At 59.8% G+C, this 15,207-nt stretch carries 16 protein-coding genes; 9 read left to right on the top strand and 7 right to left on the bottom strand.

What is annotated here, in order from left to right:
• Nucleotides 1–214 precede the first annotated feature (214 nt).
• Nucleotides 215–523, top strand: coding sequence for a class I SAM-dependent methyltransferase (locus tag ACO77H_RS18445; RefSeq protein ID WP_169952685.1), 309 nt, complete (start codon nt 215–217; stop codon nt 521–523).
• Between the two features lie 10 nt (nt 524–533).
• Here ACO77H_RS18445 and ACO77H_RS18440 read toward each other — a convergent pair whose 3' ends face one another.
• From ACO77H_RS18440 to ACO77H_RS18430, 3 genes are read right to left on the bottom strand one after another with little or no spacing between them, the layout of a single operon-like run.
• The gene (locus ACO77H_RS18440; protein WP_432755768.1) at nt 534–2,303 is read right to left on the bottom strand and encodes a Gldg family protein; all 1,770 of its coding nucleotides are present in this window, start codon (nt 2,301–2,303) and stop codon (nt 534–536) included.
• A gap of 37 nt (nt 2,304–2,340) precedes the next feature.
• Nucleotides 2,341–3,066, bottom strand: coding sequence for an ABC transporter permease (locus ACO77H_RS18435; RefSeq protein WP_432754412.1), 726 nt, complete (start codon nt 3,064–3,066; stop codon nt 2,341–2,343).
• Nucleotides 3,063–3,989 carry an ABC transporter ATP-binding protein gene (locus ACO77H_RS18430; RefSeq protein ID WP_170042808.1) on the bottom strand — a complete coding sequence of 309 codons (927 nt, stop codon included), beginning with the start codon at nt 3,987–3,989 and terminating at the stop codon, nt 3,063–3,065. The genes ACO77H_RS18435 and ACO77H_RS18430 overlap by 4 nt, the downstream gene beginning before the upstream one ends.
• Before the next feature lie 300 nt (nt 3,990–4,289).
• Between ACO77H_RS18430 and ACO77H_RS18425 the strand changes: the two genes are divergently transcribed.
• Together ACO77H_RS18425 and greB are read left to right on the top strand one after the other, a co-directional pair.
• Complete coding sequence (locus ACO77H_RS18425; RefSeq protein ID WP_432754411.1) at nt 4,290–5,435, top strand: hypothetical protein; 1,146 nt, start codon at nt 4,290–4,292, stop codon at nt 5,433–5,435.
• 139 nt (nt 5,436–5,574) lie between these two features.
• Entirely contained in the window at nt 5,575–6,048 is a 474-nt protein-coding gene (gene greB / locus ACO77H_RS18420) for a transcription elongation factor GreB (RefSeq protein WP_169952677.1), read from the top strand.
• 70 nt (nt 6,049–6,118) lie between these two features.
• On the opposite strand, the gene ACO77H_RS18415 is transcribed toward greB, so the two are convergent.
• Together ACO77H_RS18415 and ACO77H_RS18410 are read right to left on the bottom strand one after the other, a co-directional pair.
• On the bottom strand, nt 6,119–8,629 hold the full coding sequence (locus ACO77H_RS18415; RefSeq protein WP_432754410.1) for an ABC transporter permease: 2,511 nt from the start codon (nt 8,627–8,629) through the stop codon (nt 6,119–6,121).
• The gene (locus tag ACO77H_RS18410) at nt 8,629–9,312 is read right to left on the bottom strand and encodes an ABC transporter ATP-binding protein (protein WP_029297972.1); all 684 of its coding nucleotides are present in this window, start codon (nt 9,310–9,312) and stop codon (nt 8,629–8,631) included. Before ACO77H_RS18410 ends, ACO77H_RS18415 begins: the two co-directional genes overlap by 1 nt.
• Before the next feature lie 10 nt (nt 9,313–9,322).
• Here ACO77H_RS18410 and ACO77H_RS18405 point away from each other — a divergent pair, with 10 nt between their 5' ends.
• Genes ACO77H_RS18405 through ACO77H_RS18395 form a run of 3 tightly spaced genes read left to right on the top strand, consistent with a single transcriptional unit; the run spans nt 9,323 to nt 11,310 of the window.
• Complete coding sequence (locus ACO77H_RS18405; protein WP_169952673.1) at nt 9,323–9,928, top strand: arylesterase; 606 nt, start codon at nt 9,323–9,325, stop codon at nt 9,926–9,928.
• 56 nt (nt 9,929–9,984) lie between these two features.
• Nucleotides 9,985–10,281 carry a hypothetical protein gene (locus ACO77H_RS18400; RefSeq protein ID WP_029297976.1) on the top strand — a complete coding sequence of 99 codons (297 nt, stop codon included), beginning with the start codon at nt 9,985–9,987 and terminating at the stop codon, nt 10,279–10,281.
• A gap of 60 nt (nt 10,282–10,341) precedes the next feature.
• Entirely contained in the window at nt 10,342–11,310 is a 969-nt protein-coding gene (locus ACO77H_RS18395) for a L,D-transpeptidase family protein (protein WP_169952671.1), read from the top strand.
• Nucleotides 11,311–11,444: 134 nt separating this feature from the next.
• On the opposite strand, the gene oprI is transcribed toward ACO77H_RS18395, so the two are convergent.
• Nucleotides 11,445–11,696: an outer membrane lipoprotei OprI gene (gene oprI, locus ACO77H_RS18390; protein ID WP_003172710.1), complete on the bottom strand. Its 252-nt coding sequence runs from the start codon at nt 11,694–11,696 to the stop codon at nt 11,445–11,447.
• A 614-nt stretch (nt 11,697–12,310) separates the two neighbouring features.
• Between oprI and ACO77H_RS18385 the strand changes: the two genes are divergently transcribed.
• A complete protein-coding gene (locus ACO77H_RS18385; protein WP_029297992.1) occupies nt 12,311–12,592 on the top strand; it encodes a GNAT family N-acetyltransferase in 282 nt (93 codons plus the stop codon).
• A 56-nt stretch (nt 12,593–12,648) separates the two neighbouring features.
• Here ACO77H_RS18385 and ACO77H_RS18380 read toward each other — a convergent pair whose 3' ends face one another.
• Nucleotides 12,649–13,725 carry a 3-deoxy-7-phosphoheptulonate synthase gene (locus tag ACO77H_RS18380; RefSeq protein ID WP_099169512.1) on the bottom strand — a complete coding sequence of 359 codons (1,077 nt, stop codon included), beginning with the start codon at nt 13,723–13,725 and terminating at the stop codon, nt 12,649–12,651.
• Nucleotides 13,726–13,912: 187 nt separating this feature from the next.
• On the opposite strand from ACO77H_RS18380, the gene ACO77H_RS18375 reads away from it, so the two are divergent.
• Both ACO77H_RS18375 and ACO77H_RS18370 read left to right on the top strand, forming a co-directional pair.
• On the top strand, nt 13,913–14,248 hold the full coding sequence (locus ACO77H_RS18375) for a thioredoxin (protein WP_346266478.1): 336 nt from the start codon (nt 13,913–13,915) through the stop codon (nt 14,246–14,248).
• Nucleotides 14,245–15,207: a putative 2-dehydropantoate 2-reductase gene (locus ACO77H_RS18370; RefSeq protein ID WP_170057056.1), complete on the top strand. Its 963-nt coding sequence runs from the start codon at nt 14,245–14,247 to the stop codon at nt 15,205–15,207. Before ACO77H_RS18375 ends, ACO77H_RS18370 begins: the two co-directional genes overlap by 4 nt.

Genomic DNA, 15,207 nt, shown 5'->3' with positions numbered 1-15,207 from the left:
GCGGGCCTTTTTCGTTGTACGGGATTCTTGACACCGCCCCACCGGCTTCTCTAGGATGCTGCATGCGCCGATTTAAACAGCTAATTGCGGGGCGCCACAGGGACTCGCTGCAGTTCCGACAGAAGCCTGCTCCAGGTTTCGAAATACCGCTAAAGCGCTGGTTCGGTGTTGCCTCTCACCTGCCCGCAGACTTTTGAGGCAGAGACACGACACGATGAATGCACTACGACCTCTTGTACGCCTGGCCCCGATCACTGCGGGCCTGACTCAGCGCAACCCGAAAATCCTCCTTGGCGGCAAGCACCAGCCGACGCTATTGCGTTACCTGGATGGCTGGCCCCGCCGCACTGGCCGTCCTTCGGCGTTCCTGATCCAGTTTGTCGAGGACGGCGAGTCCCTGGCGCGCTTTGCCACCAACAGCTTTGACCTGGCGGTGATCCAGGCGCCGAACGCCGAGGATGCCAGCGAGTTCATCCGCCACCTGACCCGCGTGGCGCGCCAGGGTTTGATTACCCGGCGTTAAGCCGCGACGCTCAGTAGAACGCTGCGGCAGGCGGGTGTTGGCGACGGCGACGCGAGACGAAGATCCCCAAGCCCAACAGGCTTACGATCAGCGCAACGGTGATGCTGGTGAGCACCACCACGCTGAGCTCCAACTGGCGGACGCTCTTGTAGGCCGTATTTTCCAAGGTGTGAAGCTCCATGCGTAATCGCAGGCGTTCTTTGTTCAGCGCCTGCAACAGCGCGCTCGAAGGGACAGCCTGCCCCCCCAGCATTGATGGCGGCGTGTTCAGTAATTGCCATTCCTTTTCTGCCTGGTCCAGGCGTTGTTCCAGCAGGGCCGCCTTTTTTCGGTAGGTTTGTGCAGCCTCGTTGCGCAGCCGGTCCAGCAACCCGGGTGGTTGCTGGTCACTCGCACGCGGGCTGATCGCGCGCAGCATGTCGGGTGCTGCGAGGTTGTCCAGGGTATTCAAGACAAACCTGGCATTGCCTGGACGCGGCGCTTTTTGCCCGTTGGCATTGCGTGGGGCCAGCCAGACGCGATCGCTGAGCAGGTCAATGTCGGCAACCACAACTACTTGGATATTCGTGGCCTTTTGCAGCGTAGCTTTCTGGCCGTTGATACCGTCCGCAAACGCGGAATAGGCGGGCCCTTCGATACGGGCGGCGATTACATTCCTCCGACCACGATTGGCCGCCTCGCCGAGCATGGCGTCGAAAGCGTCCTTTTGAGTGAAACGTGCCCCATCGAACGTGCTGGCTTGCTCGGAACTTTGCAGCAGCGGGGTGAAGGTGGTGCGGCTTTTTTTCAGTGGTATGAGTGTGCCGGGATTTAACAGCGTCACACTGTCGACGCCCCAGCTACTGATATCGTGCTGCGCCATCGCCTCTCTGGGCAGGGTAATTGCCCCGGGGTGGCGTACAGGCGGCTGGCCGCTGGTCATGACTACCGGGGTTGCATAGAGGCTGTCCGCCAATACCATATTCGCCGGCATCTGCACGCCCCAAGCCGCGAGCAGGCTTTGCAGGATGGCGGTGTGGGCGGTCGAGTCCAGATCGTTCAGCGGGTCGATAAACATCATCAACCTGCCCCCTGCCAGGACAAATTGGTCAATGGCAAAAAGTGTCTGTTGCGCGAGTCGAGCGGGTTGGACGACCATCAAGGTCTTGATGTGTTCGGGGATGCGCGGGATGTCGTTGCCCAGGCTCATCAGGTTGAAATGGCTGCGCAACTCCTTGAGCAACTGCCACGGCGGCGCGGTGGCCTGATTGAGCTCGTCCCGGCTGCCATCTATGGGTAATCCGGAGATCAGCCCGATAGTCGGTTGCTCCTGGCGGGCGACGTTGTGGATCAGGCGGCTGATCTCATATTCCAGGAAGTCCGCTTGGCTGGGGTCGAACCTTTCGATTTTCTGCGGCTCCTGGTTTGCACGGATGCCGATCAGGCCAAACAGTCCTTGTTTACTGTCCAGTCCCAATACCTGCGCCTTATATTCATCTTCGGAAAAGGGCCGGGGGGCGATCAGGTGCAGATTGATGTTGCCGTTTGCCGCGCTCTCATAAGCCTTGAGCAGCATTGCGATGTGTTCGCCATGATTGTTCAAAACTTCACTTTTACGGGGGTGGCTGGCGTTGAAAAAGTACAGGTCCATGGGCATTTCAAGTGTCGCGAGCAGGGCATCGGTGGAGGGAGACAGGGTATGGATTTGGTGCCCGGAAAGGTCCAGGCGATAGTTGGGCAGTTTCAGGACCCAGACCAGATTAAAGGCGAGAAAAAGCAGGGCGATGACGACCAACGTCACGCCAAAGTTTATAAGGTTCCTCATGGGATATCCGTTCTCAGCCTTTTCTGAAATTTAAAGTGAGGGTGGTTGCAGTGAGGAAAGCGATGATCATGCTGACGAAGTACGAGGTGTCCTGCAGCGTCAACAGGCCGCTGTCGATGGCGCTGAAACGTAGCCGTGGATTGAGTGAGATCAAACTGTCAATAATCCAGATCGGTGTCTGATGGGCCAGCATATCCAGCACGGATGATAAAGTGCTGGTTATCAATAGCAACGTAAGGGTGAGGCTGAAGATAATCAGTCGGTTACAGGCCAGTACGCAGATAAGACCGGAGAACGAAAGATAGGCCCCAGCCAGCAGCCAACTCCCGATACATTGCGCGAGGATCGTTGAGTTGTCCGCCGGGGCCAGATAGTTGATGGCAATAATCAGCGGAAAGTTTAACAGCAGGGGCAGGGCACACAGGACCCATGCGGCGAAAAATTTGCCCAATGTCAGTTCTAATGCGGAAACTGGCAGGGTGTTGGTAAAGACCAGTGCAGTGTCTTTATGCTCGTCCAGCCAGAGTAATGTGGAAATAAATGGAATGAAAATTAGATAGAGCCAGGGATGGAACTGAAAAAAAGCATGTAAATTAGTCGGGGCTTTATCTAAGAAGTGTCCTACATAAAAACCCAGCGCAGCATTGGCCACCAGGAAGAGTGCGATGCCGAAGTAAGTGGCTGGGCTCGACAAGTAACTGCTGAGTTGGCGCTTGAATATCACGGGTAGACGTTTCAATTGGGTGCCTCCTGGCTCATATGGTGGATGACATCGCTTAGGCGTCCCGGCTCAATGCTCAAGGCGTTGATCTTCCAACGACGATTGGCGACCAGGGCATTGACGTGGGGATAAATGATTTGCCCCGGCATCGCGAGTACCGTCACGCTGCCGTCGGCGTGCCGGTCTTCTTCAATGCCGGCCACCCCAGGAAGTACGGCCAGCGCCAGCAGGTCCAGGGGAGCATCGGCGGCCAGGGTGATTGCCTGGTAATGACGCGAGCTGCGCAGCAGTTGCGTGACCGGGGCATCAGCCAGTAGGCGGCCTTCGGCCAGGACCAGCGCCCGCTGGCAGATCGAGGAAAACTCCTCGGGGTTACGCGAGGCGATCATCACGGTCATGTCTTCGGTCAGTGACTGGATGAGCATCCCGACCTTATGTTTTTGCAGGGCGTCCAGGCCTTCGGTGGGTTCATCGAGCAGCAGCAGCTTGGGGTCATGCACAATGGCCTGGGCCAGTGCCACTTTGCGTCGGTGCCCCGCAGGCAAGGCGGCGACGGGTGAGTTGAGTACCCGCCATAGCTCCAGGCGGGTAATGGCGCGATCCACCATCTTGCGTTTTTCCAGGCCCCGGAACCCACGAACTTCAGCCATGAAACCCAGAAAGCTCTTAACCTTCATGCTGCCATGGCTGAGTGCGGATTCAGGCTGGTAACCTATTATCTTTCTGGTCTTTATAGGGTGTGTGGATATAGCCAGGTCGTATATTTTTATATTTCCGGAAGTTGCCGGAATGCCACCTGAAAGTAGTTTTAGTAGGGTGCTTTTGCCGGCGCCATCATGTCCGAACAATCCTATGCATTCCCGGGGCTGAGCGCTGAATGTCAAGTTGTCGAGGATCGTAGTGCGTCCGGCTTTCTTTGTTAGATTTGTTATTTCGATCATTATTCTTTTCTGCTTGGTTGTTTGCCAGGACGCGCCAGGTTGGACACGGCCTCAATTAACCTGTGTCTTCAGGCTGCGAGTTGCCAAAGGTTTAAGATGAAAAGTATTGATCTGCGGCATTGTTAAAAAATGGTACGTTCAATGGGGGCGCTTGGAAACGCTAGGACGCGCGAATAAGGTAAGTCCTACATGTGCCCCAATCACTCGCTGAAACAATTGCATTGCTCTTGGTGTGGTGTTGATTTTTGATTTTATAGATGGCGTGTATATGAAGTACTACCGTAATGGAGTTCGACACTCATGATGCTTCTACGTACTCTTGTTCTTGAACACTCTGGTCATGATTCCCCGGTTAACGGTGCATTGCTCTGTTGTTTTGCGGTACCGCAAATCGCATCGAACTTTCTTGTCTATAGCCTGGATGAAGAGGTCGAGCCCGGAAGCTCCCGGGTCTATCTCGCCGCCTTGCGCAAAAAAGCCGAGCGGTATTTTCTTGGAGGCATCGAGTCCAAGGAGAGCCTGCAACTGGCAATGAGCGTCCTCAAGCAGATCATCACCCTGGCCACGGCATCTGGCGCTAAGGATGGCAACGCCTCAGAGACGCAGGTGCCTTATCACTTCATCGACCTGAGGGGCAGCAAGCTGCCGACGGCTCGGCCGGAGGATCACCATTCGCTGATGATCAAGAAAGCATTGGTGATGAAGGTGATCACCCTTGGGACGTCAGTCATTGGCTTGCCCGCGATTGAGAGCACCGAGTTGATTGTGCCGTCTATTCGCTTCTCATCAAAAATGGTGTCGCCACCCGGTACAGCAAGTCATGCGGAGGACTTGCCGCCTGAGTCCCAGGAAGAACCGCCGGTGGTGGTGCCCGCCATACGGGCCGTTGAGTCCTTGCCATTGCCGACGCCAACCGCCCCCGTTCAGCAGGTGCAGGAGCGGCCACCTGTAGTCGCGGATCAGTCGACCCTGGTTGAAGTAGACACCACCCTGACCAATCTGGCCCGAGTGGCACATGAGTTGACGCAGCAAAAGCGCGCGGTGCTCCAGCAACAGGAGGAGTTGGAGGAACAGCGCAGCCAGTTGCTCCAGGAAAAAGCAACATTGGAGCGGGCTCACCAACAAGTCAGCGCCCAGGAAGTTACCTTGCAACAGCGTACAGAAGCCTTGGATAGCCGCGAGGCAAATCTGGTCCGGGATACGCAGTTGCAGGAGGCGGAACAACGGCGCCTGGAAGATTGGGCGCGACAGCTGGAAGATGAGTCGTTCAGGCTACAGGCCCATGACAGGGCATCCCAACAGCAGGCTGAACAGTTGGCGAATGGCCTGGGGCAATTGTCGGGATTCAGGGGGGATCTAAAGGCGTTGCTCTATCGCCTGGATGGAACCTTGTTTCCTGTGGGAAAGGTCGAGCAGGAGCCGGGCAACGTGCCTAGGGCCGACTGACCTGAGGGAATCAGGCCTGGCTACTTTTTGGCGTTCATTTATTATCAAACCCGACCGGTTGCCGGCAGCCAGCCAGTGCATCCGTGGCTGATGCAAGGCTGGTTTGAACCAATGGATATTTCCTGGGGATGTGACGCTTTTGAGTACCAAGCTGATTACCAAAGAAGGTCATGAGGCGCTGAAGAAAGAGCTGGATTACCTGTGGCGAGAAAAGCGTCCGGATACTACGCGCAAGGTGACCTGGGCCGCTTCGCTGGGAGACCGCAGCGAGAACGCCGACTACCAGTACAACAAGAAGCTGCTGCGCGAAATCGATCGCCGGGTGCGTTACCTACGCAAGCGCCTGGAAGACATGCGGGTGGTGGAGTACATGCCCGAGCAGGAGGGCAAGGTGTTCTTCGGGGCCTGGGTGGATATCGAGAACGAGCAGGGCGAGACCAAGCGTTTCCGGATCGTGGGTTATGACGAGATCTATGAGCGCATGGACTACATCTCCATTGACTCACCCATGGCCAGGGCCCTGTTGCGCAAGGAGGTGGACGATGAGGCCATTGTGCAGACGCCAGGCGGCGAAGTGTGCTGGTGGATCACCGGCATCGAGTACATCACGTAGGAGCCGGCTTGCCGGCGATGGCGCCTGCAAGATTGCCGTCCCGGCTCCCAGAGGGGAGCCGGTTTTTGCCTCAGCCTTCGCGCAGTACCGCCAGCGGGCTGGCGTTCAACGCGCGGCGGGTGCCGAATACCCCGGCACCGCCGATCAGCACGGCGCCGATCAGCGGAAGCACCAGCAGCCACGGGTGTGGGTGCCAGACCAGGTCGAAGGCATAGCGATACAGCACCAGGGTCACCAACTCGGTACCCAGCGCCGCCAGTAGTCCGCTGACCGCCCCCAGCAGCCCGAACTCGATACGCCGGGCCTTGACCAGCAACTTGCGCTCCGCCCCCAGGGCGCGCAACAGGGCACCCTGGCGAATGCGCTCGTCCAGGGTGGCCTGCAGGCCGGAGAACAGCACCGCCATGCCCGCAGCCAGGACGAACAGCAGTACGTATTCCACAGCCAGCGTGACCTGGGCCAGGATGCTACGCAGTTGGGCCAGCAGTGCCTCGACCTGCAGGATGGTCACTGCCGGGAAAGCCCGGGACAGATCGACGATCTGCTGGTCATGCCCGGCGGCCAGGTAGAAGCTGGTCAGGTACGTGGCCGGCAGGTCCTTCAGGGTGCCCGGTTGGAAAATCATGAAGAAATTGGGTTGGAAGTTATCCCAGTTGATTTCCCGCAGGCTGGTGACCCGAGCCTCACGGTTTTCCCCACCAACGGTGAAGATCAGGTGGTCGTTGAGCTTGAGCTTGAGGCTTTCGGCGACCTTGGCTTCTACCGAGACTCCAGGTATTTCATCGCCCGGCTGATTCGCCCACCAGGCGCCCGATGTCAGGGTGTTACCAGGGGGCAGGTCCGCCGCCCAGGTCAGGCTCAGGTCCCGTTGTATCGCACGATCGCCACTGGAATCCTTGCTGACAATTTCCTGCACCGGCTCACCGTTGATGCTGATCAGGCGCCCCGGCACCACCGGATACAAGGGCGCGGCCTGGGCCTGCAGTGCAAGCAGGCGAGCACCGAAGGCATCCTTGTCGGCCGGCAGGATGTTGAGGGCGAAATAGTTGGGTGCATCCTTGGGCAACTGGTTCTGCCAGGTGTCGAGCAACTCGCCACGCAGCAGGGCGATCAAGCCCATCGACAGCAGGATCAGGCCAAATGCCAGGGACTGGCCCGCCGCCGCCAGCGGGTGACGCAACAACTGGCCCAGCCCCAGGCGCCAGGGCAGGGCGGCGCGCGCCAGCAGGCGGCGCAGGCTTTGCAGCAGCAACAGCAGCAGGCCACCGAGGATCAGCGCGGCGATCACCCCACCGCCCAGCAGGGCGAAGGTCAGCACCAGGTCCAGGCTCAAGCGCCACATGATCAGGCCCAGGGCAAACAATGCCGCGCCATACACCATCCAGGTACTGGAGGGGATCGGCAGCAAGTCGCGACGCAGAACCCGCAGCGGCGGCACTCGGCCCAGGGCGGCCAATGGCGGCAAAGCGAAGCCGGCCAGGGCCACCAGCCCGGTACCGATCCCGGCGACGGCGGGCAGCAATCCGCCGGGTGGTACGTCTGCCGGCAACAGGTCGTGCAACAGGTAAAACAGGCCCAGTTGCGCGAGCCAACCCAGCGCCGCACCGGCGAGGCTGGCCAGCAAGCCCAGGACGGTCAGTTGCAGGCTGAACAGCAGCATGGTTTCCCGGCGCGACAGACCCAGGCAGCGCAACAGCGCACTGGCGTCGAAGCGGCGGCTGGCAAAGCGGTTTGCCGACAAGGCCACAGCCACCCCGGACAACAGCACAGCGACCAGGCTGGCCATGTTCAGGTAGCGCTCGGCCTTGCCCAGGGCGCCGCCGATCTGTTGGTTGCCGTCCCGTGCGTCTTGCAGGCGCTGGTTGGCGGCCAGCCCCGGGGTGATCTGATCGCGGTAGGTTTGCAGGGCGGTGCTGGCTTGTGGCGCGCGCCACAGTTCGCGGTAGCTGACCCGGCTGCCCGGCTGGACTACGCCGGTGGCCTCAAGGTCGGCCAGGTTGATCATCACCCGTGGGGTGAGGCTATAGAAGTTGCCGGCCCGGTCTGGCTCATAGGTGAGCACCCGGGCCAGGCGCAGGGTTTTCATGCCGACATCGATACTGTCGCCGACTTTCAGGTCCAGTGCCGTCAGCAGGCGTGCCTCGACCCAGGCCTCGCCGGCTTTCGGCCCGCCGCCCGAGGTTTCTTCGGCGAAGGGTTCGGCCGCGCTTTTCAGTTGGCCGCGCAGCGGGTACTGCTCGTTGACCGCCTTGATACTCGATAACTGAATGCCGTTGTCAGTGGCGATAACGCTGGAGAATTCCACCACTCTGGCGTGCGTCAGGCCCAGTTGTGTGCCGCTGGTTATCTGCTCGGGGCGAGCCGGCGAGCTGCCCTCCAGCACCAGGTCGGCACCGAGGAATTCGGTGGCGCGCAGCAGCATCGCACCGTTGAGCCGTGCACCGAAGTAGCCGATGGCAGTGCTGGCGGCCACCGCCACCAGCAGGGCGAAGAACAGCACACGCAATTCACCGGCGCGGGCATCGCGCAGTAATTGGCGTAGGGCAAGGCTGAACAGACGCAACAGCGGCAATCGTGCCATCAAGGCTCCAGGGGCTCGACCATCAGGCCGGCTTCAAGGCGGATCAGGCGTCGGCAGCGATGGGCCAGGCGCTCGTCGTGGGTCACCAGCACCAGGGTGGTGCCGTTCTCTTTATTGAGCTCGAACAGCAGGTCGCTGATGCGCTCGCCGGTATGGCTGTCGAGGTTGCCGGTGGGTTCATCGGCAAACAGTACGTCCGGCTCCGCCGCGAACGCCCGGGCAATCGCGACCCGCTGTTGTTCGCCACCGGAAAGCTGGCGGGGCGAATGGGTCAGGCGCTGGCCCAGGCCGACCCGCTCGAGCAAGTGCCGGGCGCGTTCGCGGGCATCCTTGCGACCGTCCAGCTCCAGGGGCAGCATGACGTTTTCCAGGGCATTGAGGCTGTCGAGCAATTGGAATGACTGGAACACAAAGCCGACGTGTTCGGCACGGATACGTGCCCGTTGGTCCTCATCGAGGACGCTCAGGGCCTGGCCGGCGAGGGTTACTTCACCGCTGCTGGGCAGGTCGAGCCCGGCCAGCAGCCCAAGGAGCGTGGATTTTCCGGAACCGGAGCTGCCGACGATAGCCAGGCTATCGCCCTTGTTCAGTTCCAGGCTCAGTTCGTGCAGGATGGTCAGTTCACCTTCCGCGCTGGGAACCACTTTGCTAAGGTTCTGCGCGGTGAGAATGCATGCGCCCATGGAGAATCCGATGCGAATATGGTTTTTGAGTGCTGGCCTGGCCCTGATGTGCATGGCCCAGAACGCAGCGGCGGGTACTGTCCTGATCGTTGGCGATAGTATCAGTGCCGGTTTCGGCCTGGATACCAGCAAAGGGTGGGTAGCACTGCTGGAGCAACGGCTCAAGAAGGAGGGTTTCGACGATAAGGTGGTCAATGCCTCCATCAGCGGCGACACCAGCGCCGGAGGCTTGGCGCGGCTGCCGGCGGCGCTTGCAGAGCATAAGCCGGACGTGGTGGTGATCGAGTTGGGCGGCAACGACGGCTTGCGCGGGCAGCCTCCAGCGCAATTGCAACAAAATCTTGCGTCGATGATTGACCAGTCCAAGGCCGGTGGCGCCAAGGTGTTGCTGCTGGGGATGCAGTTGCCGCCCAATTATGGCCCGCGATACACCACGGCATTTGCCGAGGTCTATGGTGTGCTGGCCAAGGAAAAAAACGTCCCGCTGGTGCCGTTTTTCCTGGAGGGCGTGGGTGGCCATCCGGACATGATGCAGGCTGATCAGCTGCACCCGGCAGTCGGTGCCCAGGCCAAGTTGCTGGAAAATGTCTGGCCGACGCTAAAACCGCTGTTATGACGCTTTTCTAGCAGCGGTCTTTCGGCTAAGGTGGCGCCCCCGATTTGGAGCCCCCGATGTCGTCGCGTCCCGCCTGGTCCCTGTTTGCCTACCAACTGATCGAGCCCGACGAGCAGTTGGATCTGTTCGCCTGCCAGGAAGTGAAGGTACACCTGGTGACGCGCCAGCTGGAACTGGGCGGTACCATCGACCGGACGCTCTGCGGCACATTGCTGCCAGCCCAGCCACGCTGGTCCTCGGTGGATCGCTCGATCTTCCAGGACCAGCGCCTGTGCCCCTTGTGCCGGGCGATTCTCGAATCGCAAAAACGTGGTACGCCGCCTATCTGGCCTGAGCTGCGCTTCGAGCTTTAAGGGCAGGTACACGCTACAATCGCCATTTTACCCCCCGTCGATCTGCGAAGGATTTTCCGGATGTTGTCGCGCTTGCCTGTCGTCACCCGTTGCCTGTCTCTCGCTGCCTTGTGTGCAGCCGGTCCTGTCGCGGCCCTGCAACTGCCCCTGCCGCCGCCGGGTGAAGACATTGTCGGCCAGGTCCAGGTGATCAAGGCCAAGTACGAAGACACCTTTGCCGACCTGGGTGCTACCTATGACCTGGGCTATTCGGAGATGGTCGCGGCCAACCCCGGCGTGGATGCCTGGTTGCCGGGGGCTGGGGCGGAGATTGTGCTGCCGACCCGTTTCATTTTGCCACCGGGCCCCCGGGAAGGCATCGTGATCAACCTGGCCGAGTACCGTCTGTACTACTACCCCAAGGGCCAGGACGTGGTGTACACCTTTCCGTTGGGGATCGGTCGTGAAGGCTGGGGCTCGCCGATTGCCCATACCAGCATCATTGCCAAGACCCCCAACCCGACCTGGACCCCGCCCGCGTCGATCAAGGCCGAGCACGCGGCAGACGGCGACCCGCTGCCCAACGTGGTACCGGCCGGTCCCGACAACCCCCTGGGTCCGTTCAAGTTCACCCTGGGGACGCCGGGCTACCTGATTCATGGCTCCAACAAGAAGTTCGGCATCGGCACCCGTACCAGCCATGGCTGCTTCCGCATGTTCAACAGCAACGTGCTGGAGATGGCCAAGATGGTTCCGGTGGGCACGCCTGTGCGGATCATCAATGATGCCTACAAGTTCGGTATCAGCGGCGGCAAGGTCTACCTGGAGGCGCACGCGCCCTTGAATGACGACGGTACGCCGTCGGTGGTCGACAAGCACACCGCTGTGATCAACGCCATGCTCAAGCGTGAAGACCTGGCCAATAACCTGCGGGTCAACTGGGATGAGGTGCGTGATGTGGTGGCGGCCGAAGATGGCTTGCCCGCGCAAATCGGCGAGCCGGGCACGGCGCCGATGGTCAGTAGCATGCCGGTCGATCTGCAGCAGTAGTGACTGGTGCCAGACGAAGCCCGCCACGGATTGCCCCTGGCGGGCTTTTTATTGCCTGGAATCTGAAGCCCAATCCCGGGCAATAAAAAGCCGATCCAAAAATGGATCGGCTTGATAACAACCCCGAAGGATTATTACTTGCGGCTAGCTTTTTCAAGCATGCGCAGAGCGCGCTCGTTAGCTTCGTCAGCAGTCTGTTGTGCTTTTTGAGCAGCAGCCAGAGCTTCATCAGCTTTACGGTAGGCTTCGTCTGCACGAGCCTGGGAGCGAGCTGCTGCGTCTTCAGTTGCAGTCAGACGAGCTTCGGTTTCTTTGGAGACGCTGCTGCAACCGGTAGCCAGAACTGCGGCCAGAGCCAGAGCAGAGAATTTCAGAACGTTGTTCATCGTGTTCCCCTTCAAGGACTTTCTATTTAATGGCTAGTATCTCAGAGTGAGCTAATAGCCGGCGTACATACTACCCATTACTTGTAGTAAGTAAACTGACGTAGCGCAAGAAGCAAAAAAAATTCTTGTGCCGAATCTATTTTGGCTAATCTTTAGCGAGTTTGTATAAAAATTATCCAGTTTGTGCTGCGCGGTCAAAGATTGGATCCAGGCTGAAAGCGCCGCCTGGCAAGTGTTAAACGTTGTAAGTCGATGTCAATTTATATATCTGCGCCAATACTATTGTTCAGATTGTCCAGACGCTGATGGGCATCTTTCGCGCATGTAGAGGTGACTTTAAAAGCGGTGGTTCGTCTCAAGCTTCAACTGTCGGCAATGTTCAGGCTATCGACCACAGGATGTTCGATCAGCCCTTTCTATGTCCGCCAGCCCGATGGATGACGAGCGTCTCTTGAGCAATGACAGGATTGGTGCCTACTATTCCTTGGTGCGGGGCGTGAGTGCTGTAGGGCTTTTCTCGTTGTCGAAACCGGCACGGGGTGGCGTAGATGTTCCTTCGCCGGAAAAACATCGGTAAGGTAGGGGTCAGAAACCAAGACCCGCGAGGAGTAGTGATGAGCGAGGCGTTGTCCATCCACCATGACCAGGCTGGTCATCAGTTCGAGACCAATGTGGACGGTCATCGTGCCTATCTGACCTACATGGACCTGGGGAAGCAGACCCTGGATATCTACCGCACGTTTGTGCCCAATGCCCTACGTGGGCGTGGCATTGCCGCTGCGTTGACCGAAGAGGCGCTGCAATACGCCGAGAGCATGGGCTATACGGTAATCCCGTCCTGCTCCTACGTGGAGCGCTACATGGAGCGCCACCAGCGCCACGCCGCGAAGCTGTAAAAGCCAGCATGCAGGCATAAAAAAACGCCGGGCTTAGCCCGGCGTTTTTGTGTGCGTCAGGTGCGTTTGCGCTTGGGCAATACGTCCTTGAGCTTGGCGTGCATGCTGCGCAGGGTGGTCTCGGTGGCGGACCAGTCGATGCAGGCATCGGTGATCGATACGCCGTATTGCAGGTCGGCCAGATCCTTTGGAATCGCCTGGCAGCCCCAGTTCAGGTGACTCTCGACCATCAGGCCGATAATCGACTGGTTGCCTTCCAGGATCTGGTTGGCCACGTTCTCCATCACCAGCGGCTGCAGGGCCGGGTCCTTGTTGGAGTTGGCGTGGCTGCAATCGACCATGATGTTCGGCTTGATCTTCGCCTTGCTCAGGGCCTGTTCGCACAGGGCCACGCTGACCGAATCATAGTTGGGCTTGCCATTGCCGCCACGCAGTACCACGTGGCCATAGGCGTTGCCCTTGGTGGTGACGATGGACACGCCACCTTCCTGGTTGATCCCCAGGAAACGGTGCGGGCTGGAAACCGACTGCAGCGCGTTGATCGCCACGGTCAGGCCGCCATCGGTCCCGTTCTTGAAGCCCACGGCTGAGGACAGGCCAGAGGCCATTTCGCGGTGGGTTTGCGATTCGGTGGTACGCGCACCGATCGCCGACCAACTGATCAGGTCCTGCAGGTATTGCGGGGAAATCGGGTCCAGGGCTTCGGTGGCCGTTGGCAGGCCCATTTCAGCCAGGTCCAGCAGCAGCTTGCGACCGATGTGCAAGCCGTCCTGGATTTTGAACGAGTCGTCCAGGTACGGATCGTTGATCAGGCCTTTCCAGCCGACGGTAGTGCGCGGCTTCTCGAAATACACGCGCATCACCAGGTACAGGGTGTCGGACACCTCCGCCGCCAGCACTTTGAGGCGCTCGGCGTACTCGTGGGCAGCCTTGAGGTCGTGGATCGAGCAAGGGCCGATCACCACGAACAGGCGGTGGTCAGTGCCGTCGAGGATGTCACGAATGACTTCGCGGCCCTTGGTGACGGTCTGCAGGGCAGCGTCGCTCAAAGGGATTTCGCGCTTGAGCTGATCGGGCGTGATCAGGGTCTCGTTGGATTCGACGTTTAGGTCGTTGATCGGTAAATCAGCCATCGTGTTACTCGTCAGGGTCACGGGTGCCGGCCGCCAGCGAACCCCGTGCGGCGGAGCACAGCATGATTTAAATGCAGCGGGGAGCCGAACCTTAGCGCGTACAAGCCTGCTCGACAATGGGCAATTGCGCGCGTTGTCGTGCGGCCTGATAGTGTGTTGCCTGGTTGAAGGTCGTGGTGCAGATCGAGTGAAAGCGTTTGAATTGACGGATTTGGATATCGACCAGCAGTTGTTGGCGCTACCTGGCGCTTCGCTGCTGGTATTTACCGGCGCTGGCTGTGCCAGTTGCCGCTGGGCACGCCAACAGATGCCGGGGTGGAACCTGCCGGTTGCGCGCATCTGCTGGGTCGACGCTGGGCATAATGGTGGCGCAGTGCAGCGTTACGGGATCTTTCATTTGCCGGCCATATTTGTAGTGTGCGAGGGTCAACTGCACGGTGCGCTACAGGTTGGCCTGAACGCCGGCGAGCTCAGTGCCGCTATAGATGAGGCGCTCAAACAGGAACCAGAGGAGTTGCCATGACGAATGCAGTTGAGCCAGGGCCACGCATTGGGATTATCGGCACCGGTGCCATCGGTGGTTTTTACGGGTTGATGCTGGCGCGCGCCGGGTTCGACGTACATTTCCTGCTGCGCAGTGAGTTCGCAGCGGTCAGTGAGCGCGGCTTGCAACTTAATAGCGCGGTGCATGGCGCCTTGAGCCTGCACCCGGTCCAGGCCTACGCCAATGCGGCCGACATGCCGCCTTGCGACTGGCTATTGGTGGGCACCAAGACCACCGGCAACGTTGAACTGGCGCCAACCATTGCCCAGGTGGCGGCGCCCGATGCCAAGGTTGTCCTGTTGCAAAATGGCCTGGGTGTCGAAGATGGCCTGCGCGAGCATCTGCCGCCGTCCCTGCATTTGCTTGGCGGTCTTTGTTACATCTGCGTGCACCGTTCCGGGCCGGGGATCGTCGAGCACCAGGCCATGGGCCGGGTCAGCCTTGGCTATCACAGCGGCAACGCGACGGATGATGCTGTACGCCGCCAGGCGATTGTCGAGGAGGGCGCGGGCCTGTTCCGCCAGGCCGGGATCGACTCCCAGGCCATGCCAGACCTGGACCAGGCGCGCTGGCATAAACTGGTGTGGAATGTGCCGTACAACGGCCTGTCGGTGTTGCTCGGTGCCAATACCTCGCAGTTGATGGCCGACGAATCCAGTCGGGAGTTGATCCAGGGCCTGATGGCCGAAGTGGTGCAGGGCGCCCACGCGTGCGGCCATGAGATCGCGCCGGGGTACGCTGAGCAGATGTTCAGCATGACCGAGCGTTTGACGGATTACTGGCCCAGCATGTATCACGATCACCTGCACCAGCGCCCCCTGGAACTGGCCGCGATCTACGCCCGCCCGCTGGCCGCCGCCCGGGCCGCCGGCTGCCAATTGCCGCGGATGCAGGCGCTGTATCAGGCCTTGGGCTTTATTGATCGACGCAAGAGCTGA

Source organism: Pseudomonas sp. WMBT8 (assembly GCF_050916005.1).
In the GTDB taxonomy this organism is placed as follows: Bacteria; Pseudomonadota; Gammaproteobacteria; order Pseudomonadales; family Pseudomonadaceae; genus Aquipseudomonas.
This window is presented reverse-complemented; position numbering and strand designations above follow the sequence as displayed.